At 68.2% G+C, this 24,030-nt stretch carries 25 protein-coding genes; 9 read left to right on the top strand and 16 right to left on the bottom strand.

The genetic code is table 11. The features are described 5' to 3' along the window. Positions 1 to 25 precede the first annotated feature (25 nt). From uvrC to rpsP, 7 genes are all read right to left on the bottom strand, one after another. Positions 26 to 1,975 carry an excinuclease ABC subunit UvrC gene (gene uvrC, locus BP68_RS14375; protein WP_496372930.1) on the bottom strand — a complete coding sequence of 650 codons (1,950 nt, stop codon included), beginning with the start codon at positions 1,973 to 1,975 and terminating at the stop codon, positions 26 to 28. A gap of 133 nt (positions 1,976 to 2,108) precedes the next feature. After that, positions 2,109 to 3,098: a CobD/CbiB family protein gene (locus BP68_RS14370; RefSeq protein WP_496372928.1), complete on the bottom strand. Its 990-nt coding sequence runs from the start codon at positions 3,096 to 3,098 to the stop codon at positions 2,109 to 2,111. Positions 3,099 to 3,180: 82 nt separating this feature from the next. Beyond that, a complete protein-coding gene (locus tag BP68_RS14365; RefSeq protein ID WP_496373016.1) occupies positions 3,181 to 3,864 on the bottom strand; it encodes a CoA pyrophosphatase in 684 nt (227 codons plus the stop codon). 144 nt (positions 3,865 to 4,008) lie between these two features. Then, positions 4,009 to 4,392 (bottom strand): 50S ribosomal protein L19, encoded by a 384-nt coding sequence (gene rplS, locus BP68_RS14360; protein WP_496372926.1) that lies wholly within the window; start codon positions 4,390 to 4,392, stop codon positions 4,009 to 4,011. A gap of 115 nt (positions 4,393 to 4,507) precedes the next feature. Next, positions 4,508 to 5,281, bottom strand: a complete 774-nt coding sequence (gene trmD / locus BP68_RS14355; protein ID WP_496372924.1) for a tRNA (guanosine(37)-N1)-methyltransferase TrmD — start codon at positions 5,279 to 5,281, stop codon at positions 4,508 to 4,510. Positions 5,282 to 5,298: 17 nt separating this feature from the next. Next, the gene (gene rimM, locus BP68_RS14350) at positions 5,299 to 5,871 is read right to left on the bottom strand and encodes a ribosome maturation factor RimM (RefSeq protein ID WP_496372922.1); all 573 of its coding nucleotides are present in this window, start codon (positions 5,869 to 5,871) and stop codon (positions 5,299 to 5,301) included. Between the two features lie 90 nt (positions 5,872 to 5,961). Then, the gene (gene rpsP, locus BP68_RS14345) at positions 5,962 to 6,213 is read right to left on the bottom strand and encodes a 30S ribosomal protein S16 (RefSeq protein WP_496372920.1); all 252 of its coding nucleotides are present in this window, start codon (positions 6,211 to 6,213) and stop codon (positions 5,962 to 5,964) included. A 122-nt stretch (positions 6,214 to 6,335) separates the two neighbouring features. Here rpsP and BP68_RS14340 point away from each other — a divergent pair, with 122 nt between their 5' ends. Both BP68_RS14340 and BP68_RS14335 read left to right on the top strand, forming a co-directional pair. Beyond that, positions 6,336 to 6,857, top strand: coding sequence for a GNAT family N-acetyltransferase (locus BP68_RS14340; protein ID WP_496372918.1), 522 nt, complete (start codon positions 6,336 to 6,338; stop codon positions 6,855 to 6,857). Between the two features lie 23 nt (positions 6,858 to 6,880). Then, positions 6,881 to 7,327 carry a TM2 domain-containing protein gene (locus BP68_RS14335; protein WP_496372916.1) on the top strand — a complete coding sequence of 149 codons (447 nt, stop codon included), beginning with the start codon at positions 6,881 to 6,883 and terminating at the stop codon, positions 7,325 to 7,327. 55 nt (positions 7,328 to 7,382) lie between these two features. Here BP68_RS14335 and BP68_RS14330 read toward each other — a convergent pair whose 3' ends face one another. Then, a complete protein-coding gene (locus BP68_RS14330; RefSeq protein ID WP_496372914.1) occupies positions 7,383 to 8,393 on the bottom strand; it encodes an inorganic phosphate transporter in 1,011 nt (336 codons plus the stop codon). A 53-nt stretch (positions 8,394 to 8,446) separates the two neighbouring features. Continuing rightward, entirely contained in the window at positions 8,447 to 9,094 is a 648-nt protein-coding gene (locus BP68_RS14325; RefSeq protein WP_496372912.1) for a DUF47 domain-containing protein, read from the bottom strand. A 235-nt stretch (positions 9,095 to 9,329) separates the two neighbouring features. Here BP68_RS14325 and BP68_RS14320 point away from each other — a divergent pair, with 235 nt between their 5' ends. Continuing rightward, positions 9,330 to 9,926, top strand: a complete 597-nt coding sequence (locus BP68_RS14320; protein ID WP_496372910.1) for an outer membrane beta-barrel protein — start codon at positions 9,330 to 9,332, stop codon at positions 9,924 to 9,926. Between the two features lie 87 nt (positions 9,927 to 10,013). Here the strand turns inward: BP68_RS14320 and BP68_RS14315 are convergent, their stop codons facing one another. The 3 genes from BP68_RS14315 to BP68_RS14305 all read right to left on the bottom strand — a co-directional run bounded on the left by BP68_RS14315 (position 10,014) and on the right by BP68_RS14305 (position 13,380). Next, positions 10,014 to 11,408: a TIGR03013 family XrtA/PEP-CTERM system glycosyltransferase gene (locus BP68_RS14315; RefSeq protein WP_496372908.1), complete on the bottom strand. Its 1,395-nt coding sequence runs from the start codon at positions 11,406 to 11,408 to the stop codon at positions 10,014 to 10,016. Positions 11,409 to 11,647: 239 nt separating this feature from the next. Next, positions 11,648 to 12,517 carry a lysophospholipid acyltransferase family protein gene (locus tag BP68_RS14310; protein ID WP_496372906.1) on the bottom strand — a complete coding sequence of 290 codons (870 nt, stop codon included), beginning with the start codon at positions 12,515 to 12,517 and terminating at the stop codon, positions 11,648 to 11,650. Then, entirely contained in the window at positions 12,514 to 13,380 is an 867-nt protein-coding gene (locus BP68_RS14305) for a lysophospholipid acyltransferase family protein (RefSeq protein WP_496372904.1), read from the bottom strand. Before BP68_RS14305 ends, BP68_RS14310 begins: the two co-directional genes overlap by 4 nt. 130 nt (positions 13,381 to 13,510) lie before the next feature. Here BP68_RS14305 and metK point away from each other — a divergent pair, with 130 nt between their 5' ends. Both metK and BP68_RS14295 read left to right on the top strand, forming a co-directional pair. After that, positions 13,511 to 14,692 (top strand): methionine adenosyltransferase, encoded by a 1,182-nt coding sequence (gene metK / locus BP68_RS14300; protein ID WP_496372902.1) that lies wholly within the window; start codon positions 13,511 to 13,513, stop codon positions 14,690 to 14,692. Positions 14,693 to 15,056: 364 nt separating this feature from the next. Further along, positions 15,057 to 16,106: a bifunctional nicotinamide-nucleotide adenylyltransferase/Nudix hydroxylase gene (locus BP68_RS14295; RefSeq protein WP_496372900.1), complete on the top strand. Its 1,050-nt coding sequence runs from the start codon at positions 15,057 to 15,059 to the stop codon at positions 16,104 to 16,106. Between the two features lie 65 nt (positions 16,107 to 16,171). On the opposite strand, the gene serS is transcribed toward BP68_RS14295, so the two are convergent. Beyond that, entirely contained in the window at positions 16,172 to 17,488 is a 1,317-nt protein-coding gene (serS, locus tag BP68_RS14290) for a serine--tRNA ligase (protein WP_496372898.1), read from the bottom strand. 54 nt (positions 17,489 to 17,542) lie between these two features. Here serS and BP68_RS14285 point away from each other — a divergent pair, with 54 nt between their 5' ends. Then, positions 17,543 to 18,217 (top strand): CBS domain-containing protein, encoded by a 675-nt coding sequence (locus BP68_RS14285; protein WP_496372896.1) that lies wholly within the window; start codon positions 17,543 to 17,545, stop codon positions 18,215 to 18,217. A gap of 39 nt (positions 18,218 to 18,256) precedes the next feature. Here BP68_RS14285 and BP68_RS14280 read toward each other — a convergent pair whose 3' ends face one another. From BP68_RS14280 to BP68_RS14270, 3 genes are all read right to left on the bottom strand, one after another. Continuing rightward, complete coding sequence (locus BP68_RS14280) at positions 18,257 to 19,585, bottom strand: hemolysin family protein (RefSeq protein WP_496372894.1); 1,329 nt, start codon at positions 19,583 to 19,585, stop codon at positions 18,257 to 18,259. 269 nt (positions 19,586 to 19,854) lie between these two features. Continuing rightward, positions 19,855 to 20,850, bottom strand: coding sequence for a 4-hydroxy-3-methylbut-2-enyl diphosphate reductase (gene ispH / locus BP68_RS14275; protein ID WP_496372892.1), 996 nt, complete (start codon positions 20,848 to 20,850; stop codon positions 19,855 to 19,857). Between the two features lie 4 nt (positions 20,851 to 20,854). Beyond that, positions 20,855 to 21,343, bottom strand: coding sequence for an FKBP-type peptidyl-prolyl cis-trans isomerase (locus BP68_RS14270; protein WP_496372890.1), 489 nt, complete (start codon positions 21,341 to 21,343; stop codon positions 20,855 to 20,857). An 81-nt stretch (positions 21,344 to 21,424) separates the two neighbouring features. Between BP68_RS14270 and radC the strand changes: the two genes are divergently transcribed. Genes radC through BP68_RS14255 form a run of 3 tightly spaced genes read left to right on the top strand, consistent with a single transcriptional unit; the run spans position 21,425 to position 24,026 of the window. Beyond that, the gene (gene radC, locus BP68_RS14265; protein ID WP_496372888.1) at positions 21,425 to 22,141 is read left to right on the top strand and encodes a RadC family protein; all 717 of its coding nucleotides are present in this window, start codon (positions 21,425 to 21,427) and stop codon (positions 22,139 to 22,141) included. Further along, a complete protein-coding gene (locus BP68_RS14260; protein ID WP_496372886.1) occupies positions 22,138 to 23,358 on the top strand; it encodes an esterase-like activity of phytase family protein in 1,221 nt (406 codons plus the stop codon). Before radC ends, BP68_RS14260 begins: the two co-directional genes overlap by 4 nt. Then, entirely contained in the window at positions 23,355 to 24,026 is a 672-nt protein-coding gene (locus BP68_RS14255) for a Smr/MutS family protein (RefSeq protein ID WP_496372884.1), read from the top strand. The genes BP68_RS14260 and BP68_RS14255 overlap by 4 nt, the downstream gene beginning before the upstream one ends. Positions 24,027 to 24,030: the final 4 nt, after the last annotated feature.

Raw genomic sequence — 24,030 nt, 5'->3', positions numbered from 1 at the left:
GCGGCGCAATGCCCCGCAGCGACCCTCAGCGCAGGGCCCGGTAGATCTCCTCGGCCAGGCCGTGCGAGATGCCCTCCACCGTGGCCAGGTCATCCACGCTGGCGTCCTGCACGCCGCGCACGCCGCCAAAACGCTGCAGCAGACGCGCGCGCTTCTTGGGGCCCACGCCGGGAATGTCCTCCAGCCGGCTGCCGCCCACGCGCACCTTGGCGCGCGCCGCGCGCATGCCGGTGATGGCGAAGCGGTGCGCCTCGTCGCGGATCTGCGCCACCAGCATCAGCGCCGCCGAATCGCGCCCCAGATAGACCTTCTCGCGCCCGTCGGCAAACACCAGCTCCTCCAGGCCCACCTTGCGGCCCTCGCCCTTTTCCACGCCCACGATGCGCGAGAGGTCCAGGCCCAGCTCCGCGAAGACCTCGCGCGCCACGCCCACCTGGCCCTTGCCGCCATCCACCAGCACCAGGTCCGGCAGGCGCGCGCGGTCATTCGCCACCTCGGCGCCGCCGGCCTCGCGCAGCGCCTCGGCCACCTTGGAGTAGCGCCGCGTGAGCACCTGGCGCATGGCCGCATAGTCGTCGCCGCCGGTGATGCCGTCGATCTTGAAGCGGCGGTATTCGCTGCTCTGCATCTTGTGGTGATGGAACACGACACACGAAGCCTGGGTGGCCTCCCCCGCCGTATGCGAGATGTCGAAGCACTCGATGGTGAGACGGTCCAGGCCATCGGCATCCAGATCCAGCGCCTCGGCCAGCGCCCTGGTGCGCGCCTGCTGCGACCCTTCCTCGGCCAGCAGGCGGGCCAGCTGGATCTCGGCGTTCTGCAGCGCCATTTCCAGCCACACGCGGCGCTGCTCGCGCGGCTGGTGCACGGCGCTCACGCGCACGCCGCTTTGCTGCGACAGGGCCGTGAGCAGCGATTGCTCCACCGGCTCGCTGGTGATCAGCGTGGGGGGCACGGGCACGCCCAGGTAATGCTGGGCCACGAAGGCCGCGAGCACCTGTGCCTCGACGGAGCAGGCCGCCGGCAGGCCCTCCGCCTGCTCCTCCTCGTGGAACACGCCGGCCGCATCCTCCACATGCACGGGGAAGTAGGCCCTGTCCCCCAGGTGGCGCCCGCCGCGCACCATGGCCAGGTTCACGCAGGCCCGCCCGCCCGCGACCCTCACGGCGAGGATGTCCACATCCTTGTCCGACACGCTCTCCACGGCCTGCTGGTGCAGCACGCGGGACAGTGCCGTGATCTGGTTGCGCACCTCGGCCGCCTGCTCGAACTCCAGCCGCTCGGAATAGGCCAGCATGCGCTCCTCCAGCGCCTGCAGCAGCTCCTGCGTCTCGCCCCGCAGCAACGCCTCGGCACTGTGCACGTCTCCCGCATAGGCCTCGGGCGAGATCAGCCCCACGCACGGCCCGGTGCAGCGCTTGATCTGGTACAGCAGGCACGGGCGGCTGCGGTTGGCGAACACCGTGTCCTCGCAGGTGCGCAGGCGAAACACCTTTTGCAGCAGCTGCACGGTTTCCTTCACCGCCCAGGCGCTCGGATAGGGCCCGAAGTAGCGGTGGCGCTTGTCCGCCGCGCCGCGGTAATAGGCAATGCGCGGGTAGCGCTGGCCCGGCACGGAACCCTCGCCGTCCCGGGCCGCCACGCCGGTGATCTGGAGGTAGGGGTAGCTCTTGTCGTCGCGAAAGAGAATGTTGTACTTTGGGTTCAGCGACTTGATGAGGTTGTTCTCGAGCAGAAGCGCCTCGGCCTCGGAGCGGACCACCGTGGTCTCCAGCCGCACGATCTTGCTGACCATGTGGCCGACGCGCGTGCCGCCGTGCTGCCTGGAGAAGTAGCTGCTCACCCGCTTCTTGAGGTTGCGCGCCTTGCCTACATACAGCAGCGCATCCTGCGCATCGAAATAGCGGTACACGCCGGGCAGCGGCGGCAACGCAGCCACCTGCGCCAGCAGTTCTTCGGAATACAGTACGGACATGCCGCTATTGTGAGCGCAGCGACCACCCGCCTGGGCCACGGCCGGGGCGGCCCGCAGCCGGGAAAGGGCTATGTGCCAAAAATGCCCTCAGCGCTTATGCATCAAGCACCAATAGCTATATATTTAATAGCAACTAACCCAGCAGGCGCGCCAGGGTCAGCAGGGCCAGCAGCAGCATCCACACGGCCACCGAGCGCCACACCAGCCCCACGACGCTGCGCAGGTGGCCCACCTCCGGCTCGCGGCCCGGGGTGCTGTCGCTGTCGCCGATGTCGGCATCCACCTCGAAGCCCTGCGGCGTCACCGCATCGGTGCGGCTGCGCAGCGCCTCGCCTCCCAGGCGCACGTTGATGGCGCCGGCCGTGGCGGCTAGCACCACGCCATCGTTGTCGTTGGGAAAGCGCTGGGCATGGAAGCGCCAGCCCTCGATGGCCTCCTCGAAGCTGCCCACCACCGCGAAGCACAGCGCCGTCAGGCGGGCGGGCAGCCAGTCGATCACCGTCCAGGCCCGGGCCGATGCCTCTTGCAGCGCCTCGCTGGGCGGGTGGGCCGTGGCCGCGCGGGCGCGCGCAGCCCAGTAGCGCGAGACGAACTCGGCCAGCCGGTACAGCACGGCGCCCGTGGGCCCCAGGCCCAGCGCCGCGAGAATGGAGAACCAGGCCAGCACGCCGAACACATGGCGGTGCGCCGCGATCACCGAGTACTCGATCACATGGCGCACGATCTCGCTGCGCGGCAGCTCGCTGGCCTCCACCTGCTTCCACTGCGCCAGGCGCGCGCGCGCATCGGCGGCGTCGCCCTCCTCCAGCGCATCGCGGATGCCCGTGAAGTGGTGGCTGAACTGGCGAAAGCCCAGCGTGATGTACAGCACGGCGACGTTCCACACCAGCGCCAGCGGCCAGCCCAGCCAGTGCAGCAGCGCCCAGTGCACGGCCAGCACCGCCAACGGCGGCACCAGCACGGCCAGGGCCCAGGCCACCCAGCCATGGTGCGCCTGACCGGCATCGAAATTGCGGCTCACCGACAGCGCCCAGGCGCGCAGGCCGGCATGGATCGGGTTGCTGCGGGCGAGCGGTCGCGCCTGCTCGATCAGCAATGCGAACAGGATGGCAAAGAAACTCATGGCGGCAATGATACTGGCGCTTGTTACACAGCCAAGTACCGCGGCGACAGGGCCGGCCCGCGCGCGCCCGCAGGCCGCCGCTTCAGGCGCTCATGAAACGGTAAAAGTTGCGCAGCATGCCCGCCGTGGCGCCCCAGATGTAGCGGGTCTTGTCGCCGTCCTGATAGGGCATGGCAAACCACTCGCGCCGCAGCCCCTGCCACTCCAGCGCATGGCGCTCGTGGTGCGCTGGGTTGAGCAGGAAGTCGAGCGGCACCTCGAACACGTCGGCCACCTCGTACGGGTTGGGCCTGAGCGCGTACCCCGGCCGCACCAGCCCCACCACCGGCGTGACGATGAAGGCCGTCCCCGTCACATAGATGGACAGGCTGCCGAGCACCTCGACATGGGCGGCCTCCAGCCCCACCTCCTCCCAGGCCTCGCGCAGCGCCGCGGCGGTGGCATCCCGGTCTTCGGGATCGACGCGCCCCCCGGGGAAGGCCACCTGGCCCGAGTGCGTGGACAGGTGCGCCGTGCGCTCGGTCAGCAGCACCGTCGGCCGCTCGCGCAGCACGATGGGCACGAGCACGGCCGCGCGGGCGGGCTCGCGCTGCGCGAATTTCTTCTCGCGCTCCACCTCGGGCGTCCAGGGCGGCGGCGCCGCAAAGCGCCGGCGCAGCGCGTCTGGCGTCAGCGCCTGCGCCGGCACGGCCGGCAGGTGGCCATCCACGCCCACGATCGGTACCGCACGCGGATCGAAATGGGGCAGCGAGGACAGCGACGGCATCGCCGCCGGGGCTGCATGGGTCGAAGCCGAGATGCCGGGATGCGAAGGAAGGGAGGAACTCACGGATGGGACGCCGGAATGAAAAAACCGCTACAGGCTTTCGCACTGTAGCGGTTCCATGGCGAAATGCCGGCGCTGCGGGATTTAAGCGGCGCTGGCAGCCACCTTGACACGCGACGGCAGCTTTTCCTTGATACGTGCCGACTTGCCGCTGCGCTCGCGCAGGTAGTACAGCTTGGCACGGCGCACGTCACCACGGCGCTTCACTTCGATGCCGGCGATCAGCGGGCTGTAGGTCTGGAACGTACGCTCCACGCCTTCGCCGCTGGAGATCTTGCGCACGGTGAAGCCGCTGTTCAGACCGCGGTTGCGCTTGGCAATCACCACGCCTTCGTAGGCCTGCACGCGCTTGCGGGTGCCTTCCACCACGTTCACGCTCACGATGACGGTGTCGCCAGGCGCAAACTCGGGGATGGTCTTGTTCAGACGAGCGATTTCTTCCTGCTCGAGGATCTGGATCAGATTCATGGTTTGTTTTCCAACGATCATGTCCGCGCCAGAATTGGCAGGGCGCCCCTATTGGCGCCTTAGGGCTGCGGATTCGGTGCCCGCAGCGGCCGGCCAGAGGATCGAGAGCCCGCGATTATAGCAAGCCCTGGTTTTGCGCCAAGAGCGCCTCGTCGGCGCGCGTCAGCTGCCCGCGCTCGCGTGCGGCCTGCACCAGGTCGGGACGATGGCGCGCGGTAAGCAACAGGCGCTGGTCGCGGCGCCAGCGCTCGATCTGCGCGTGGTGGCCCGACAGCAGCGGCGCCGGAACGCTGCGCCCCTCCCATTGCTCGGGCCGGGTGTAGTGCGGGCAGTCCAGCAGGCCGTCCAGCGCGGGGTTGAAGCTGTCAAGCTGGTGGCTGCCCTCGTCATGCAGCACGCCGGGCTGCAGGCGCGCCACAGCATCGAGCAGGGCCATGGCCGCGATCTCTCCACCCGAAAGCACGAAGTCGCCCAGGCTGATCTGCGCATCGACATGGGCGTCGATGAAGCGTTGGTCCACCCCCTCGTAGCGCCCGCACAGCAGGATGGCGCCCGCGCTGGCGGACCAGCCCTGCACCGCCGCATGGTCGAGCGTGCGGCCAATGGGGGAGAACAGCACCAACGGTGCCTGCTCGGCCTCGGGCTCGGGCTCGCCACGGTCGCCGCGGATCGCCGCCAGGCAGCGCGCCAGCGGCTCTGCCAGCATGACCATGCCCGGGCCGCCACCGAAGGGACGGTCGTCCACGCGGCGGTAGTTGCCATCGGCATGGTCGCGCGGATTCCACAGCCGCACCTGCACCTGGCCCGATGTATAGGCACGCCGGGTCACACCGCTGGCGAGAAAGGGCTCGAACAGCTCGGGGAACAGGGTAATGACGTCAAAGCGCATGGCAGGTGGTGCAGCCGTCAGTAGTCTGGCTGCCAGTCGACGGTGATGCAGCGCCCGGCCAGGTCCACCTTGTCCACAAAGGCGGAGACGAAAGGAATCATGCGTTCGTGCGGCTTGCCTTCGTGCTCGTAAGCGAGCACCAGCGTGGTCTGCGGCCCCGTGGGCAGCAGATCGCGCACGGTGCCCAGCGCCACGCCTTCGCGGTTGACCACGGCCAGGCCGATGAGGTCCACCCAGTAATACTCGTCGTCCGCTGCGGCAGGGAAAGCCGCGCGCGGCACGAAGATGCGCGCGCCGCGCAGCGCCTCGGCGGCGTCACGGTCATCCACACCCTGGGCCCAGGCCACAACCGAGTCGGAATGCGTGCGCGCCTGGCGGATGGACAGCAGCACGGTGCCGGAGAAAAAGCTCTTGCCGCCCTTTTCCGCCGGCTGCAGAAACCAGGACTTGGCGGCGAACAGCGCCTCGGGATCCTGGCTGTAGGGCAGCACCTTGAACCAGCCCTTCACGCCCCACGCATCGGTGATGCGCCCCACCTCGACGGCGTCGAGGGGCAGTTCGGCGGATTCCAGGATAGGCAGCTGGGGCATGGCGGCGGCGGGGGAAAGATCAGGCATGAAAAAAGGCGGGGTCCGTCAGCTGTACCAACGGAGCCCGCCCTTCTCGGGAGTGTGAACGGATCAGGCGGCCTTCTGGGCGGCTTGCTTGATCAGGCGGTCCACGGTGGGGGAAGGCTGTGCGCCCACGCCCTTCCAGTACGTCAGGCGGTCCTGGGCGATGCGCAGACCTTCTTCGCCGTCCTTGGCGGAGGGGTTGTAGAAGCCCAGACGCTCGATGAAGCGGCCGTCGCGGCGCACGCGCTTGTCGGCAACGACGATGTTGAAGAACGGACGGCCCTTGGAGCCGCCGCGGGAGAGTCGAATAACGACCATAATGAATCCTTCGGGTGGTTGCAGCAGAGCTGCGCTAGTTTTTGCGACGTTTGAGACACGCGACTTGGCCACCCGGCCAGCGACACGCAGCAAAGCCTGCGATTATACCCACATCCACGCCGATGCCCATCATCCGAGCCAGCAGCGACGCAGACGTCGCCGCCATCACCGCCATCTACACCCACCACGTGCTGCATGGCACGGGCACCTTCGAGATCGATCCGCCCAGCGCGCAGGACATGGCGGCGCGCCGCGCCGACGTGCTGTCCAAGGGCCTGCCCTACCTGGTGGCCGAGGAAGACGGCCGCGTGCTGGGCTTTGCCTACTGCAACTGGTTCAAGCCGCGGCCGGCCTACCGCTTTTCGGCCGAGGACTCGATCTACGTGGCCGACGAGGCGCGCGGCAAGGGCCTGGGCCGGCTGCTGCTGGACGCCCTGATCGCACGGGCCGAGGCCGCGGGAGTGCGCAAGCTGCTGGCGGTGATTGGCGATTCGGCCAACGCCGGCTCCATCGGCGTGCACCGTGCCGCCGGCTTCACCGAGGTGGGCGTGATGCGTTCCGTGGGCTGGAAGTTTGGCGCTTGGCGCGACATCGTGCTCATGGAAAAGCCCCTGGGCGCGGGCGACACCACCGCGCCCGAATGAGGCTGCGCCAATAATCGCCGTCCATGAAGAACAAGACCGTCGCCGCCTGGCTCGCCTTCCTGGGCGGCCCCCTGGGATTGCACCGCTTTTACCTGCACGGCCTGGGCGACCTGCCCGGCTGGCTGCTGCCCGTCCCCACGGCGCTGGGGGTGTATGGCCTGCAGCGCGTGCAGCTGCTGGGCCAGGACGACCAGCTCAGCTGGGTGCTGATCCCGCTGCTGGGCTTCACCATCGCGGGCTGCGCGCTGTGCGCCATCGTCTACGGGCTGATGTCGCCCGAGCGATGGAACGCCCGCTTCAACCGGGCCGCGGCGCCCGACGCCACGCCCGGCCGCACCAGCTGGCTGACGGTATTTGCGATCGCACTGTCGCTGCTGGTGGGTACGGCCGTGCTGATGGCCAGCATGGCGTTCAGCTTCCAGCGCTACTTCGAATACCAGATCGAGGAAGCGCGCAAAATTTCACAATAAAATTGACCGTCAGCACTTATGCAGCAAGCGCCAATAGCTATATTATTTATAGCAATCAATAGAGCTGCAGGCTGAGCCAGTAGGCAATCGAGGCCACGAAGGCGCTGGCCGGGATGGTGAGGATCCAGGCCCAGACGATGTTGCCCGCCACGCCCCAGCGCACGGCACTGGCGCGCTGGGTGGAGCCCACGCCCACGATGGCGCCCGTGATGGTGTGCGTGGTCGACACGGGAATGCCCATCGCCGTGGCAATGAACAGCGTCATCGCGCCACCGGTCTCGGCACAGAAGCCCCCCACGGGCTTGAGCTTGGTGATCTTCTGGCCCATGGTCTTGACGATGCGCCAGCCGCCGAACATGGTGCCCAGACCGATGGCCGCGTAGCACGAAATGATCACCCAGGACGGCGGCGCCGCCTCGCTGGCCGAGGTATAGCCCGTGGCGATCAGCAGCAGCCAGATGATGCCGATGGTCTTTTGCGCATCATTGCCGCCGTGGCCCAGGCTGTAGGCACCGGCGGAGACCAGTTGCAGCCGGCGGAACCACTTGTCCACCTTGTTCGGGCGCGTGCGCCGGAACACCCAGGCCACGATCAGCATCATCAGCGAGCCCAGCAAAAAGCCCAGCATGGGCGACACGAAGATGAAGGCCACGGTCTTGAGGATGCCGCTGCCCACCAGCGCGCCTGCGCCGGTCTTGGCCATCACGGCACCCACGATGCCGCCGATCAGCGCATGCGAGGAGCTGCTGGGAATGCCGTAATACCAGGTGATGACGTTCCAGGTGATAGCCCCGACCAGGGCGCCGAAGATCACATGCGTGTCCACCACCCCCGGATCGACGATGCCCTTGCCGATGGTGGCCGCCACGCTCAGGTGAAACACGAAGATGGCGACGAAATTGAAAAACGCCGCGAAGACCACGGCCTGCGTGGGCTTGAGCACCCCCGTGGACACCACGGTGGCAATGGAATTGGCGGCATCGTGGAACCCGTTCATGAAGTCGAACACGATGGCCAGCGCCACGAGCAAGATCACGACCCACAGGGCGGTTTGTACTGTATCCATGCTTGGAAGAGGGTCTGACCCTGAGAGGATGCGAAGCGGGTGCCGAGGGCGCCTCAGGAGTTTTCGAGGATGATGCCTTCGATGAGGTTGGCCACATCTTCACAGCGGTCGGTGATGGTCTCCAGCAGCTCGTAGATGGCCTTGAGCTTGATGACCTCGCGCACATCGGGCTCCTCGCGGAACAACTTGCTCATGGCGCTGCGCAGCACGCGGTCGGCGTCGCCTTCCAGGCGGTCGATCTCCTCGCAGGTCTTGAGCGCGGCCTCTGCCACGGCCGGATCGGCGATGCGCGACAGCAGCTGCACGGCATCGCGCACGCGCTCGCAGCACTTGAGGCTGAGATCCGTCAGGCGCGTGATCTCTTCCGTCATGTGATGGATGTCGTACAGCGCCATGGTCTCGGCCGAGTCCTGGATCAGGTCGGCCACATCGTCCATGGTGTTGATCAGCGAATGGATCTGCTCGCGGTCGATCGGCGTGATGAAGGTCTTGTGCAGCGTGCGGTTGACCTCGTGGGTCACACGGTCGGCCGCGCGCTCGGCGTTGTCCACGTCCTGGTTGTACTGGTCGCGCAGATGGGTGTCGCTGTAGTTGGCCACCAGCTGCGAGAACGCACGGGCGGCCTCGACGATGCGGTCGGCGTGCTGGTTGAACATCTCAAAAAAATTGCCCTCGCGGGGCAAAAGTTTTCCAAACAACATGCCGACTCCTGATCGAACTTTCTTGCGAAATGTGACGCAGACATGACCATTGCGTGACAAATCTGCAAAAACCGAGAGTTTAACCGCCACCCGGGAGGCACTCCGCATGTCATGGCAAACCCTCGTTGCTGTCGGATATTTCCTACACACCGCCACCGCATCCGCCCACAAGGTGTACCGGAAGACCGCCGTAGATTGAAGCGCGAAGGCCACCCCATCCCGCAAGGAGGGCTCCATGACACCCACGTCTCGCCTGCTGCTGTGCGCGCTCCTGCTCGGCAATGCCACGATGAACAGCCAGGCCCAGCCACAGTCCACCGGCCAGGATTCGTCCCTGCTGCCGGGCGTGCAGCGCGGCTATGTGGGACTGAGTGGAGGCACCTCGAAATACGACCTGCGCAGCGGCAGCAGCGGCTTCGAGTTCGACGACAGCGACACGGTCATCAAGCTGTACACGGGCGCCTATTTCCATCCCAACCTGGGCCTGGAGTTGAGCTACCTCGACCTGGGCAAGGCACGCCGCATCGGCGGCCGCACGAGCGCCCGCGGGCTGAACGTGAGCCTGACTGGGCGCCTGCCGCTGACCACGCAACTCGATCTGGTGGGCAAGCTGGGCACCACCTACGGCCGCACCCACACGCAAGGCTTTGGCGGCTTCGGCGTGCAGCCGGGCAAGAGCGACGGCTTTGGCCTGTCCTTTGGCGCGGGGCTGCGGTGGGCGTTTTCGCCGCAGTGGTCGGCCGTGCTGGAATGGGAGCGCCACCGGCTGCACTTTGCCGATGGCCACTCCGACGTGGACACCACCACGCTGGGCGTGCAGTTCAATTACTGAGTCACCCTCGAAGGGCGTGCGGCCCCCAATCCGAAGCACACACCACAGCCATCGCCCCTCTCTCCACAGCGGAAAGGGCAAACCAATTCACTGCGCCCCCCTACCCGTCAGAACCACTCCCACCGTCTCGAACAAGATAATCAGATCCAGAAACCATGAGTGGTTCTTCACATAAAACAGGTCATATTGCAGCTTCTGTTCCGTGTCCTTGATCGATGCGCCATAGTGGTAGCGCACCTGTGCCCATCCGGTCAGCCCAGGCTTGACGCCGTGGCGCAGCGCGTAATATGGAATCTCTGATATGAGTTGGTCCACGAAATAAGGCCGCTCCGGCCGCGGCCCCACCAGACTCATATCCCCCTTCAGCACGCAAAACAACTGCGGAAGTTCGTCGATACGCATTTTCCGGATGATTTTCCCTACACGCGTGACCCTGTCATCCCCTGCACTCGCCCAGCGGGGTTTGCCGTCCTTTTCCGCGTCCTGGCGCATGCTGCGGAATTTCACGACCTTGAAAATCCGGCCATTGAGGCCGACGCGCTCCTGGCGATAGAAGACGGGGCCTCCGCTTTCAAGCCATATCAGCAGTGCAGTCACCAGCATCAGGGGCGAAGCCAGCAGCAGCAATATGCTCGCCCCCAGAATATCGAACAGCCACTTGATGAACGAGCGCACCACCCCCTGCTTGAATCCATCGCCAAAGATCAGCCACCCCGCCGATACTGCATCCAGATGGATCTGCCCCAGCAGTTGCTCGAAGTGCGTGGCGATATCGATGACCTGTACGCCATGGAGCTTGCAGTCAAGCAGCTCCCGCAGCGGCATGCTGCCCCCTCGCCGCTCGTTCAGGGCCACCACGATTTCATCCACGCGGTGCTCTCGCACCACATCGGTCAGACTCTGCCCAGAGGCAATGACGCTCAGGCGAGAGACACTGATGTCCTTTTCTTGCGGGCTGGGGAAATACCCCACCAATTCAATGCCCGGGTCGTTGTCCAGCAATGACTGCCCCACGATGCCCGCACGCGCCCCCGCACCATAAACCAGCACACGCTGACGCGCATAGGGCACCGGCAGCACTTCGGCGCCAAACAAATGCATGAGCAGCATGGCACCGACCATGAGCAACAAGGCAATCAGCGCCTGCTCATTCCGGTAAGGGGCCTGCAGCGGCAAAAGCAGCAATATGCCGCCCACAATGACCATGGAAAACAGAAAGGACAGCACGGCCCGCGCCCGCACCTGCCCTACAGTCAGCTTTCCCGGCGGGTCATACAACCCCAGCGAGAAATTCACGGCGATGATCCCGACGGCCATTCCTCCGCCACGCAGAAGACCCGAAAATATGGCCGCAGCATCCAAAACGCCGCCTCTCGCCTGCAGCGCCAGCGAGAAAATCAACGTACCAATAATCAGGACCGAATAAACCATGACCTGCAGCATGGTTCGCCGGTGGAAGTAATGATTGAAAATTTTGATCATTGTCATTTCCTGCCAAACCCAATCATTGGTTGCAAAAAATACACATCACCAAAATCACGCACATTCGACGGCGGTCTCAACTCCGGGGTGCGATGCCTGAGCTTCAGGCGAGTTGCGCTATTGAGCACACGATACACTCACTTGCAGAGAAAAGACCATCTTTTCCTGTCTGCTTTTACCCAGCCAGGCGTGCCCTCTGCAGCGGGCCACCCCGGCTGCCCGGGGCCATGAGACTGCCCCTAATAGACGGACGGCAGCCCCTCGGGGCGGGTCTTGAAGCGCTTGTGCACCCAGTAGTACTGCGCGGGCATGGTGCGGATGGCCGCCTCCAGCTCGCGGTTCATGCGCACCGTGTCGGCCACGGCGTCGTCGGTGGGGAAGTTCTCCCAGGCGGGCGTGAGCTCGGCCACGTAGCCCTCCGGCGTCATGCGGCTGTACAGCGCCACCACCTTGGCGCGGCCCAGGCGCGCGAAGCGCGACAGCGACGGGATGGTGGCCGCGTCGGGCACGGCAAAAAAGGGCACGAACACCGAATCGTTCTTGCCATAGTCCATGTCGGGCAGCAGGTACAGCAGGCCGCCCTTGCGCAAACACGAAATGATGGGTTTCACGCCGTCGGCGCGGTTGAGCATGCGCACGTTGCCAAAGCGCTGGCGGCCCTGCATGAACCAGGCGTCCAGGGCCGGGTCGGGGTTGGTGGCGAAGATGGAGGTGAACTCGCGCCGCGTGTTGAGCGGCAGCGCCAGCCCGCCCGCATCCATGCTGTAGAAATGCGGCGCGAAGACGATGGTGGGCGTGTCGCCCTCCAGCTCATGCACCGCGCCCACCAGCTTCACGCGGCTGCGCACCAGCGCCTCGGAGCCCGCCCACAGCCAGCTGCGGTCCAGGAAGGTCTGGCAGAACACCTCGAACGACTCCCGCGCCCACGCGCGGCGCTGGTCGGCGGGCACCTCGGGAAAGCACAGCTCCAGATTGCGCAGCGCCACCTTGCGGCGCGGCGCGGCCAGCACGAACAGCAGCCGGCCAATGAACGCCCCCAGGGCGCGCAGCACCGGCAGCGGCAGGCGGGCCAGTAGCCCCATCAGCGCGACCCCCAGGCGCGCCATCATGCGCCGCCCTCCCCCTGCTGGGCGCTGGAATGCATCTCGGCGCGCGGCTGCTTGTAGCGGGCATAGCCCCACAGGTACTGTTCGGGGCTTTGGCGGATGAGGTGTTCCATGGCTTGGTTGATCTGCAGCACGGCCGCGTCGAGTGTAGGTGCCAGCGGCTGCGCCAGATCCTCGAAGTGCAGCACGTAGCCGCGCCCGGCGGCCAAGCGCTCGCAGCGCGCCAGCACCACGGCAGCGCCGGTCTGCTGCACCAGGCGCGCGGCCAGCGTCATGGTGTAGGCCTCGCGGCCGAAAAAGGGCGACCACAGGCCCAACCCCATGGGTGGCACCTGGTCGGGCAACAGGCCCACGGCCTCGCCGCGGCGCAGCGCCTTGAGCATCTGGCGCACGCCCTGCAGCGTGGTGGGCACGGCCTCGATGCCGGGGCGATTGCGCGCCGTCTCCATCACCCGCGCCAGCCAAGGCTGGCGCGCCGGGCGGTACAGAATGGTGATGGGCCCGTGCTGCCCCGACCAGCGCGCGGCGGCCGCCTGCACCGACAGCTCGAAGCAGCCGATGTGCGGCGTGAGGAACACGATGCCGCGGCCCGCGGCCCAGGCGCGCTCCACGCATTCGGCATTGCGGATCTCGCAGGCGGGCGGCTCGGGCGCGAGCCACAGCCGCGGCGCCTCGGCCACCATGCGACCCGCATGGGCCACGGCCGCGCGCACGTCGCGCAGCGCATAGCCGGCGCGCGCGGCGTTGTCGATAAAACGGCGGCGGTACGTGGGCGATGCGCAAAATGCCGCCCACCCCAGCGCCGCGCCGATGGCGTGCAACAACCACAATGGCAGCACAGAAAAGAGGCGGAAGATCGATGGCATTAAAATGACAGGGTCGCCGAGTTAAATGAGCAACTTGCAGGGCGACGTTAAACACAACTGCTAAAGCGTTCGCCACAAGCTCCAAGGCTATGGGCAACGCCCAAAATGCTGAACTACGGAGTTTATTCAAATGGCGAACGATTTCCTCTTTACATCCGAGTCCGTCTCTGAAGGCCATCCCGACAAGGTGGCGGACCAGATCTCGGATGCCATCCTGGATGCGATCTTCGAGCAAGACCCGCGCTCGCGCGTGGCGGCGGAGACGCTGACCAACACCGGCCTCGTGGTGCTGGCCGGCGAGATCACCACCAACGCCCACGTGGACTACATCCAGGTGGCGCGCGACACCATCAAACGCATCGGCTACGACAACACCGACTACGGCATCGACTACAAGGGCTGCGCCGTGCTCGTGGCCTACGACAAGCAGAGCAACGACATCGCCCAGGGCGTGGACCACGCGAGCGACGACCACCTGAACACCGGCGCCGGCGACCAGGGCCTGATGTTCGGCTACGCCTGCGACGAGACGCCCGAGCTGATGCCCGCGCCCATCTACTACGCCCACCGCCTCGTGGAGCGCCAGGCCCAGCTGCGCAAGGACGGCCGCCTGCCCTTCCTGCGCCCCGACGCCAAAAGCCAGGTGACCATGCGCTACGTGGACGGCAAGCCCCACAGCATCGACACCGTGGTGCTCTCCACCCAGCACAGCCCCGAGATGAGCGACGGCGCCAAGATGAAGCCGGCCTTCATCGAGGCCGTGATCGAGGACATCATCAAGCCCGTGCTGCCCAAGGACTGGCTGACGAGCGACACCAAGTACCTCATCAACCCCACGGGCCGCTTCGTCATCGGCGGCCCGCAGGGTGACTGCGGGCTGACGGGCCGCAAGATCATCGTCGACACCTACGGCGGCGCCTGCCCGCACGGCGGCGGCGCATTCAGCGGCAAGGACCCGACGAAGGTGGACCGCAGCGCCGCCTACGCAGCGCGCTACGTGGCCAAGAACATCGTGGCGGCCGGCCTGGCCCGCCAGTGCCAGATCCAGGTGGCCTATGCGATCGGCGTGGCGCGCCCCATGAACGTGACGGTGTACACCGAGGGCACGGGCGTGATCCCCGACGAGCAGATCGCCAAGCTGGTGCAGGAGCATTTCGACCTGCGTCCCAAGGGCATCATCCAGATGCTGGACCTGCTGCGCCCCATCTACGCCAAGACCGCCGCCTATGGCCACTTCGGGCGCGAAGAGCCCGAATTCACCTGGGAGAAGACGGACAAGGCCGCGGCGCTGCGCGCCGCAGCCGGGCTGTAAGCCCCGGCGCGGCACGGCTGTGCCGCCGCCACGCCCCGGGCCGCAGTCCCTGCGCGCCCAGGGGCTGCGGGCCCGGAAGGCGGGGCTCATGAATTCAATCAAAATCTGGCTCTAGCGCATACGTAGCAAGCGCAAATAGCTACAAATAAGTGAGCGAACCATCTCCACCTGGAGGCCCCCGCGCCGCAAGGGCGGGGCGTGGAATGGCCGTGTACCGCACGCGCCGCCAGCCGCGGGCAGGCGCGCAGCGGATGCCGGCGCCGCCCGTCGCGCAGCTGCGGGACATGCAAGCGACTGCCATATTTCGGTCAAAATGCCATGCAGCGCTCTTGCAACAAGCGCAGGCAGCTCACTTTTTTGAAGCATGTACGACATCGCCATCCTCATCGGGCGCTTCGAACCCGTCCACACCGGCCATCTGGCCCTGCTGCGCGAGGCGCTGGCGCGTGCACGGCATGCCATCGTCATCGTCGGCTCCGCCTTTCAGGCGCGCACGCCTAAGAACCCCTTCACCTGGACCGAGCGCGAGGCCATGCTGCGCGACGCCCTGCCCGAGGCCGAGCGCGCGCGCCTGACCGTGCTGCCCGTGCGCGACTACTACAACGAGGCCGTGTGGGTGCAGGCCGTGCGCGCGGCCGTGCAGGAGGCCGTGGCGCGCCACGGCACGCCGCAGGCGCGCATCGGTCTGGTGGGGCATTTCAAGGACGCCACCAGCAGCTACCTGGGCGCCTTTCCCGGCTGGGAGCTGATCCGCATGGAGCGCCAGGGCGGCATCGACGCCACGACCATCCGCGACGCCTACTTCGGCGCCACGCCCACCACCGCCAGCGCCGCGCTGCGCTCCCTGGCCGACGCCATTCCCCCCACCACCCAGGCGCTGCTAGCGCAGTTCGCCCAGACCCCGCAGTACACCGCGCTGCAGGACGAATGGCGCATGCTGCGCGGCTACCGCGAGGCCTGGGCCTGCGCGCCCTACCCGCCCGTCTTCGTGACCGTGGACGCCGTGCTGCGCTGCCAGGACCAGGTGCTGCTCATCCGCCGTGCCCATGCCCCCGGCAAGGGCCTGCTGGCCGTGCCCGGCGGCTTCATCGAGCAGCGCGAGACCGTCTGGCAGTCCTGCCTGCGCGAGCTGGCCGAGGAAACCCACTGCAGCCTGCCCGAACCCGCCATGCGCGCCGCGCTACGGTCCGTGGCCGTCTTCGACCACCCGGACCGCAGCCAGCGCGGCCGCACCATCACGCACGCCCATTACTTCGACCTGGGCGACGCCCCTCTGCCCGAAGTGCGCGCCGACGACGATGCGGCGCAGGTGGAGTGGGCGCCCATCGACCGGCTGGCCGGCATGGAAGAGGACTTCTTCGAAGACCACTTCCACATGCTGGACCATTTCCTGGGGCTGACGACGCGCGGTTGAACGCCCTTGCGGCGGGGGCGCCGCAGAGGGCCCGGCGCCAAGGCGCCACAGAGGCGTGGGCCGCGTCAGGCGGCCAGCACGGCCTGCCCGCCCATGTAGGGGCGCAGCGCCTCGGGGATGGTGACGCTGCCGTCCGCGTTCTGGCCGTTCTCCAGCACCGCCACCAGCGTGCGGCCCACGGCCAGGCCCGAGCCGTTGAGGGTGTGGACCAGTTCGTTCTTGCCCTGGGCGTTCTTGAAGCGCGCCTGCAGGCGGCGCGCCTGGAAGGCCTCGCAATTGCTCACCGAGCTGATCTCGCGGTAGGTGTTCTGCGCGGGCAGCCAGACCTCCAGGTCGTAGGTCTTGGCCGCGCCAAAGCCCATGTCGCCCGTGCACAGGCTCATCACGCGGTAGGGCAGGCCGAGCTTTTGCAGCACGGCCTCGGCGTGGCCCGTCATTTCCTCCAGGGCTGCGTAGCTCTTCTCGGGGTGCACGATCTGCACCATCTCGACCTTGTCGAACTGGTGCTGGCGGATCATGCCGCGCGTGTCGCGGCCGTAGCTGCCGGCCTCGGAGCGGAAGCACGGCGTGTGGGCCGTGAGCCGGATGGGCAGATCGGCCTCGGCCACGACCACGTCGCGCACGAAGTTGGTGAGCGGCACCTCGGAGGTCGGGATCAGGTACAGCGCCGCGTTGTCGGGCACGGGCTCGCCCTCCTGGCCGCCCTTCTTGGCGGCGAACAGGTCGCCCTCGAACTTGGGCAACTGGCCCGTTCCCCGCAGGGAATCGGCGTTGACCGCATAGGGCACGTAGCACTCGGTGTAGCCATGTTCGCCGGTCTGCATGTCCAGCATGAAGGCGCTGAGCGCGCGGTGCAGGCGCGCAATGCCGCCCTTCATCACGGTGAAGCGCGAGCCCGAGAGCTTCACGCCCATGTCGAAGTCCAGGCCCAGGGGCTCGCCCAGGTCCACATGGTCCTTCACCGCGAAATCGAAGGCCCGGGGCGTGCCCCAGCGGCGCACTTCCACGTTGCCGGCCTCATCAAAGCCCACGGGCACGCTCTCGTGCGGCAGGTTGGGCACGGCGGCCAGCATGGACTGCAGCTCGGCCTGGATCTGCTCCAGGCGCGTGGCGGAGCCGTCGAGTTCGGTCTTGAGCGCGGCCACCTGGGCCTTGGCGGCCTCGGCGGCGTCCTTCTCGCCCTTGCCCATGAGCATGCCGATCTGCTTGGACAGCTGGTTGCGCTGCGACTGCAGTTCCTCGGTGCGCGTCTGGAGGGTCTTGCGCTCGGATTCCAGGGACTGGAACGCCTCCACATTCAGGAAGGCCTGGGGCTTCTTGCGGGTTTCCAGGCGGGCGATCGCCGATGCGAGGTCTTTGCGGAGCAGGAGGATGTCTAGCATAGCCCTCGATTTTAGTGGTCAGCCGCCGATAACATGGGTGCAGGAGGCAAGGCCATGTTCTTCGTGTTTGGCCCTTCGGGGCAGATGTACCGCGGCGGGCCCGACAAGCTCGCGCAGATTGCCCCCGTGCGGCGCGTGCAGCGCCCCCAGGCTCTGCGCACGCGGGCCATGGACAGCGACACGCCCGCCGCCGCGCCCGCGCCCCTGCCGGCGGCGCCCCCGGCACCGCGGCCGCTGCGCCTGCTGGAGGCCGTGTCGGCCTACGTGCAGACGGAGCAGGGGCCGGCCCAGCCGCGCCAGCCGCTCACGCGGGTGGGCGACGTGATGACCGCCGGCGCCCTGAGCCTGTCGCCCGAGGCGCGGGTGAACGACGCCTGGCAGACGCTGGCCGAGCAGCGCGTTGCCCAGGCCCCCGTGGTGAATGCGCAGGGCCAGGTGGTGGGGCTGCTGCTGCGCGCCGACATGGCGCCGCTGGACCTGCTGCCCGAGCCCGGCGCGGTGAAGCAGGCCATCGAACTGGCGCGCCGGCCGGTGTCCGAGGTCATGGTGAGCCCCGTGCCCACGGTAGCGGCCGACACCGAGCTGCGCCGCGTGGCCAGCGTGCTGCTGGACACGGGCCTGCCGGGCCTGCCCGTGACCGACGAGCGCGGGCAGCTGGCGGGCTTCATCTCGCGCACCGACATCCTGCGCGCCGTGGCGGCCGATCCACCGCTGGACCTGTGGAGCTAAGCGCGGGGCATCCTGCCCGCGCGCGCCCCGCCTTGGGCGTCAGTCGCCGGTCACGCCCTGGTCGCCCGTCTGGATTTCCACGTCCGGCAGGCGGCTGGCCAGCACCTTGTCGATGGTCTTGCCATCCATGTCCACCACCTCGAACTGCCAGTTCTGCCACTGCACGGTGTCCGTGACCTTGGGCAGCTTGCCGGTGAGCAGCATGACCATGCCGCTGAGCGTGTGGTAGCGGCCGCGGTCCTCCTCGGGCACGGAGGTCAGCTGCAGCCGGTCCTTGAGTTCGGGCACGGGGATATGGCCGTCCAGCAGCCAGCTGCCGTCCTCGCGCTCCACGGCCCAGGAGGTCTCGGGGTCGCGCGGCTGGAACTCGCCGGTGATGGCCTCGATGAGGTCCTGCAAGGTGACGATGCCCTGCACCTCGCCGTACTCGTCGATGACGAAGGCCATCTGCACGTCCGACAGACGGAAGTTGTCCAGCAGCTCGCGGGCGTTGATGGTCTCGGGCACGTACAGCACGGCCTGCAGCGGCACGGCCGCCAGCTCGCGCGCGGCGTCGTCGCGCAGGGCGCGCGACAGCCACTGGCGCGCGTTGAGCACGCCCAGGATGTTCTCCATGCCGCCGCGCACCACGGGAAAGCGCGCGTGGTCGGACTCCTCGATGCGCCGCAGGCTCTCCTCGAACGGCTCCGCCACGTCGAGGAACACCACGTCCGCGCGCGGCACCATCAGCGAGCCGATCTGCCGGTCGTCCAGGCGGAACACGTTGCGCACCATCTGGTGCTCGTGCGACTCGATCACGCCGGCGCTCGTGCCTTCGGCCAGCACGGCATGGATCTCGTCCTCGGTCACGGCACTGGCGGTGTGCTCCTTCACGCCCAGGGCACGCAGCAGGCCCTCGGTGGAGATCGACAGCAGGCGCACGAAGGGCTTGGTGGCCAGGGCCAGCCAGTTGATGGGCCGGGCCACGATGCGGGCCAGCGTCTCGGGGTAGCTCTGGCCCAGGCGCTTGGGCACGAGTTCGCCGACGACGATGGAGAAATAGGTGATCAGCACCACCACCAGGCCGGTGGCCAGGTAGCTGGCGAGCTGGGCCTCGACCCCCATGCGCAGCAGCCATTCGCCCAGCGGCTTGGCCAGGGCCGATTCGCCCACGATGCCGTTGAGCACGCCGATGGAGGTGATGCCGATCTGGATGGTGGAGAGAAAGCGCGTGGGGTTCTCGCCCAGCTTCACGGCGGCGATGGCGCCGCTATCGCCCTCATCGATCAGCTTCTGCAGGCGCGTCTTGCGCGCGGAAACCAGAGCCAGCTCGGACATGGCGAACACGCCATTGAGCAGGATGAGGGCGAACAGTATTGCTATTTCCATATGCAGGGAGCCCAGGGTGCTCCCACGGTGTGAAGATGCGGAAATTGTAAGAAGTCCCACATTCTGCGGGGGTTTGGCGGCCACGGGGACATGCCCTGCCCCCGTGTCGGCATTGCAATATATATGCAAAATCAGCCTCTAGCGCCCACCCCATAAGCGCCAGCAGCTATCAATAGAGAAGCACGAAGGCCGCTCCCCATGGCCCGGCGTTCTTGCCGCGCCCCTGCGGCGCCCGCTGCAGGGGCGCGGAGAGGGCGCCGCGGCGGGGCTCAGCGCCCGGCCGGGCCGGTTTCGGGGCGACGCTCGGAGATTTCGAGACCGGTGGCGGCGTCCAGCTTCAGGCCCTTGGGCAGCGGGAATTTCACGGTTTCCTCGATGCCGTCCATCTTGCGCACGGCCACCGCGCCGAATTCCTTGATGCGTGCGATCACGGCCTGCACCAGCACCTCGGGCGCCGAGGCGCCGGCCGTGAGGCCCACGCGCGAAATGCCGCCAAACCATTCGGGGCGCAGCTCGTCGGCGCTGTCCACCATGTAGGCCGGCGTGCCCAGGCGCGCGGCCAGCTCGCGCAGGCGGTTGCTGTTGGAGCTGGTGGGGCTGCCCACCACGATCACCAGGTCCACCTGGGGCGACAGCAGCTTCACCGCATCCTGGCGGTTTTGCGTGGCGTAGCAGATGTCCTGCTGCTTGGGCTCGCGAATCGAGGGGAAGCGCGCGCGCACGGCGGCGGTGATCTCGGCCGCGTCGTCCACGGAGAGCGTCGTCTGCGTGACCACGGCCAGCCGGTCGGTCTGCGCGGGCTGCACGCGGGCCACGTCGGCCACGTCCTCCACCAGGTGGATGCCGTGGTCGAGCTGGCCCATCGTGCCCTCGACCTCGGGGTGGCCCTTGTGGCCGACCATGATGAACTCGTAGCCTTCCTTGGCCAGCTTGGCGACCTCGACATGCACCTTGGTCACCAGCGGGCAGGTGGCGTCGAAGATCTGGAAGCCCCGCGCCGCCGCCTCGGCCTGCACGGCCTTGCTCACGCCGTGGGCGGAAAACACCAGCGTGGCGCCGGGCGGCACCTCGGCCAGGTCCTCGATGAAGATCGCGCCCTTGGCCTTGAGGTCGTTCACCACATAGGTGTTGTGCACGATCTCGTGGCGCACGTAGATGGGACGGCCGAACTTGGTGAGCGCGCGCTCGACGATCTCGATGGCGCGGTCCACGCCCGCGCAGAAGCCGCGCGGCTCGGCCAAGACGATTTCCTGGGGTTTTTGCATACGCTCAGAGCACGCCGATCAACTGCACCTCGAAGGTGACGGGCACGCCCGCCAACGGGTGGTTGAAGTCGAAGCGCACCGCGCCCTCCCCCTCGCCATCCGTGCGCACCTCCAGCACCACACCCGCGAACTGGCCCGTGCCATCGGGCGTGGGGAACTGCACCACGTCGCCCACGGTGTATTCCTCGTGCGGGTCGCCCAGCTCGCTCAGCAGCTTCCTGGCCACCCACTGCTGCATGTCGGGGTTGCGCTCGCCGAAGGCCTCGCCCGCTGCCAGCTCGAACGTGGCGCGCGTGCCCTCGGCCAGGCCGAGCAGGCGCTGCTCCACGGCGGGCGACAGCTCCCCCGCGCCCACCGACAGCGTGGCGGGCTTGTCGTCGAAGGTGTTGATCACGTCGCCCGCCGGGCCAGCCAGGCGGTAATGCAGCGTAAGGAACGAGCCAGGCTGCACGGTGGGCACGGAAGGCGTGGATGCGGTTGCGTCTGCGGTCATGAAAGCTCTCGATAAACTGCCGCCATTGTAGAAAACCGGGCAATCCCCCATGGCCCCGCGCCCTGGCAGCCCCGCTCTGCCATGCCCCTCAAAGACCTGCCCCTGGATGCCCAGCCGCGCGAGAAGCTCCTCGCCCGCGGCCCCGCCGCGCTGTCCGACGCCGAGTTGCTGGCCATCCTGCTGCGCACGGGCCTGGCCGGCAAGGGCGTGCTGCAGCTGGCGCAGGAGCTGCTCCATGACCCCGTGCGCGACGCCGCCACCGGCCGCATCACGGGCGGCGGCTTTGGCGGCGTGGCCGGGCTGCTGCACGCCGGCGCCGCCGACCTGGGGCGCATCAAGGGCCTGGGCCCGGCCAAGCGGGCCGAGCTGGTGGCCGTGCTGGAGCTGGCGCGCCGCGCCCTGGCCCAGCAGCTGCGCGAGCGCGCGGTGTTCGACTCGGCCGACGCGGTCAAGCATTACCTGCAGCTGCACCTGGGGGCTAAGGGGCACGAGGTGTTCGCCGTGCTGTTCCTGGACAGCCAGAACCGGCTCGTCGCCATGGAGGAGCTGTTCCGCGGCACGCTCACACAGACCAGCGTCTACCCGCGCGAGGTGGTGCTGCGCGCCCTGCACCACCACGCCGCCGCCGTGGTGCTGGCGCACAACCACCCCAGCGGCAGCGTGCAGCCCAGCCGCGCCGACGAGGCGTTGACCCAGACCCTCAAGGCCGCGCTGGCCCTGGTGGACGTGCGCGTGCTGGACCACGTCATCGTGGCGCCCGGCGCCGCGCTGTCGATGGCCGAGCAGGGCCTGGTATGACGCCGTCCCTGCGCCGATCCGTGCTGCGCGTGCTGGCCCACCAGGCCATCTTGCTGGCCCTGGCGGGCTGCGCGCCCATGGCCACGCAGGCGCCGCCCGCCCAGCCCCCCACGCCGTCGGCCGCCCAGGCGCCCCGGCTGCGCCTGATCGGCACCGCCTCCCTGCCGCCGCTTGGCACCTACGGCGGCACCACCGTGGGCGGCATCTCGGGCATCGACTACGACAGCACGCGGGGCGTCTACCTGCTCATCAGCGACGACCGCTTCGCCGCCCCGGCGCGCATCTACACCGCCCGCCTGCGCTACCAGGCCGGCGCACTGGCGCCGCCGGAACTGACGGGCGTCGCCACGCTGCTGCACGGCGACGGCCTGCCCTTCGACGCCCGGCCCGGCGTGGACCGCCCCGACGCCGAGGCCGTGCGCTGGCTGCCCGGCGGCACGCAGTTCCTGTGGACCAGCGAGGGCGACTTCCCGCGCGGCTTCGGCCCGCAGCTGCGCGTGGCCCGGGCCGACGGCACGGCCGTGCGCGACATCGCCCTGCCGGCCGACTTCAGGCCCATATACGGGTACGGGCCACGGCGCAACGGCACGCTGGAGGGCCTGGCCCTCACCCCCGACGGACGCACGGCCTGGCTGGCCATGGAGCTGCCGTGGCGCCAGGACGGCCTGATCGCCAACCCGCGCTCGCCCGGCGCGCCGGTGCGCTTCACGGCGATCGCCGTCGACACGGGCCAGGCGCTGCGCCAGATCGCCTACCAGCCCGACGCCGTGCCCCAGGCCCGGCGCCTGCCCTGGGGCGCGCAGGTGAACGGCGTCAGCGAGATCCTGGCCGACGGCCCGCACCATCTGCTGGTGCTGGAGCGCGCCTACAGCGCGGGCGCCGGCTTTGCCGCGCGGCTGTACCGCATCGACACGCGCGAGGGCAGCGACACGCTGGCGCTGGCGGCCCTCACGCCCGGCAACCACCACCCCGCCCCCAAGACCCTGGTGGCCGACTTCGCCGCCCTGGGGATCGCGGTGGACAACCTGGAGGGCATGACCTGGGGGCCGCCCCTGCCGGGCGGCGGCACGGGCAGCGACGCACCGGGCGGCTGCGTGCTGGTCTTCGTGAGCGACGACAACTTCAACCCCGCGCAGGTGACGCAGTTCATCGCGGCCGAATACCTGGAGCCCCCGGGCGGACATGGGCGATGCGGTACAACCGGCGCCAGTCCATGAGCGCCGCCCCGACCGTCCGATCCTTCGCCGACCTCCAGCCCCTGCGCCGCGCGCTGCAGGAGGCCGCCGCCCAGGAGGCGGCGCGCGCGCAGCAGCGGCGCGAGGCGGAACGGCGCGCGCGCGCCGAACGCCATTTGTTCCAGGACGCCGTGGGCCCGGTGGCGCCGCTCAAGGGCCAGCACAACCGCCGCTGGCCCACGCCCGAGCCGCCCCAGCCCCTGCCCGTGCAGCGCGAACTGGACGAGGAGCGCGTGCTGCGCGAGTCGCTGAGCGACGAATTCGACGTGACCACGCTGCTCGACGTGGACGACCAGTTGAGCTTTCGCCGCCCCGGCATCGGCCTGGACGTGACGCACAGGCTGCGCGCCGGGCACTGGAGCATCCAGCGCCAGCTGGACCTGCACGGCCTGCGCACCGACGAGGCGCGCGAGGCCCTGGGCGAGTTCATCCGCCTGGCCCACCGCACCGGCCTGCGCTGCGTGCGCGTGGTGCACGGCAAGGGCCTGGGGTCGCCGGGCCGCACGCCCGTGCTGAAGGGGCGCGTGCAGCGCTGGCTGGTGCAGAAGAAAGAGGTGCTGGCCTTCGTGCAGGCCCGCCCGCTGGACGGCGGCGCGGGCGCGCTGGTGGTGCTGCTGCAGCCGGGCAAGCGGCGCGTGGGGACGCCGTAGCGGC

The organism is Diaphorobacter oryzae DSM 22780 (assembly GCF_059568935.1).
This window is presented reverse-complemented; position numbering and strand designations above follow the sequence as displayed.